Annotated in this window: 1 protein-coding gene; it reads right to left on the bottom strand. The window is 70.7% G+C overall.

What is annotated here, in order from left to right:
• Positions 1-1,639: DNA helicase RecQ (gene recQ / locus QN345_RS18715; RefSeq protein ID WP_416347681.1), on the bottom strand; the 1,639-nt coding region annotated here is incomplete at its 3' end.
• Positions 1,640-1,715: the final 76 nt, after the last annotated feature.

The following is a 1,715-nucleotide window of genomic DNA, read 5'->3' as shown; positions in this document are numbered from 1 at the left end:
CGACGCCGCGCCACTGTTGGTCGGAAAGGTCGGCGCCGATGCCCCAGGTCGCGAGCTGTTCGTGGTGGTGCTGGGTCGTGCGCGGTGTGGTCTTGCCGCGCAGGATGTCGACGATCTGGCCGGCGCCAAAACGCTGGTTGCGCTCGCGCAGCAGGCGCACGATGGTGGAGAGCAGCTTCTGGGCCGGCACGGTGCCATCCCAGCCGACGGGCGGTTCGAGGCACGTGTCGCAGTTGCCGCACGGCTCGCTCGCCTGGCCGAAGTAGCGCAGCAGGTTGACCCTGCGGCAGTGCACCGTCTCGCAGAGGGCCAGCATGGCGTCGAGGTGCGCGGAGAGCTTGCGGCGGTGGGCGAGGTCGCCGGGCGACTCGTCGATCATGCGGCGCTGCTGCACGACGTCCTGCAGGCCGTAGGCGAGCCAGCCGGTCGAGGGCAGGCCGTCACGTCCGGCCCGGCCCGTCTCCTGGTAGTAGCCCTCGACGGACTTGGGCAGGTCGATGTGGGCGACGAAGCGCACGTCAGGCTTGTCGATGCCCATGCCGAACGCGATGGTCGCGACGATGATCACGCCCTCCTCGCGGAGGAACCGGGACTGGTTGCGGGCGCGCACCGCCTGGTCGAGGCCGGCGTGGTACGGCAGCGCGTTGAGGCCGTTGGCGCGCAGGAATTCGGCGGTCGCCTCGACGCTCTTGCGGCTGAGCGCGTAGACGATGCCGGCGTCGTGCGGGTGCTCCGTCTTGATGAAGGAGAGCAGCTGCTTGCGCGGTTCGGCCTTCGCGACGATCCGGTACTGGATGTTCGGACGGTCGAAGCTCGCGACGAAGTGACGCGCCCCCTCGAGCTGCAGGCGCTGCGTGAGTTCCTGGTGCGTCGCATCCGTCGCCGTGGCCGTGAGCGCGATGCGCGGCACGTCGGGCCAGCGGCCGGCGAGTTCGGACAGGGCGAGATAGTCGGGGCGGAAGTCGTGGCCCCACTGCGAGACACAGTGGGCCTCGTCGATCGCGAAGAGCGCGATGGTGCCGCGCTCGAGGAAGCGCTTGGTGGCCTCGGAGGAGAGCCGCTCGGGGGCGACGTAGAGCAGGTCGAGGTTGCCGGCGAGGTAGTCGCGTTCGACGCGGGAGCGTTCGGCGGAGTCCTGGCTCGAGTTGAGGAACGCGGCGCGGACACCCACCGCGGTGAGGGCGTCGACCTGGTCCTGCATGAGCGCGATCAGCGGGGAGATGACGATGCCGGTGCCCTCGCGCACGAGGGACGGGATCTGGTAGCAGAGGCTCTTGCCGCCGCCGGTGGGCATCAGCACGACGGCGTCGCCGCCCCCGATGACCTGGTCGATGATGGCGGCCTGCTCGCCGCGGAACGAGTCGTAGCCGAACACCGTGCGCAGCGCCTCGGCGGCGGTCGCGAACTTCGCGGTGGCGCGCCGGGGCGGGGCGGATGCCTGCGCGAACGACGTGCGGATGGGTCCGGATCCGCCGGCACCGGCGCCCGGGTCGACTCGGGAGCCGTAGTCGGAGCTGTTTCCCTGGCCGTCGCCCGCTCCGTAGTCCGGGGGCGGCGGAGCGTCGTAGTCCTCCGGCGCATCGCGGTCGTCGGGCACCCACTCGTCCGGTTCACGGGGCAGTTCGGCAGTCCAACTCACCCAGCGAGTCTACCGGCGACCCCGGACACCCTCACCGGCTTTCCCTACCCCGCCCGTCTCGCGAGAGTACGAAATG

Source organism: Cryobacterium sp. 10I1 (genome assembly GCF_035019805.1).
Taxonomy (GTDB): Bacteria; Actinomycetota; Actinomycetes; order Actinomycetales; family Microbacteriaceae; genus Cryobacterium; species Cryobacterium glucosi.
This window is presented reverse-complemented; position numbering and strand designations above follow the sequence as displayed.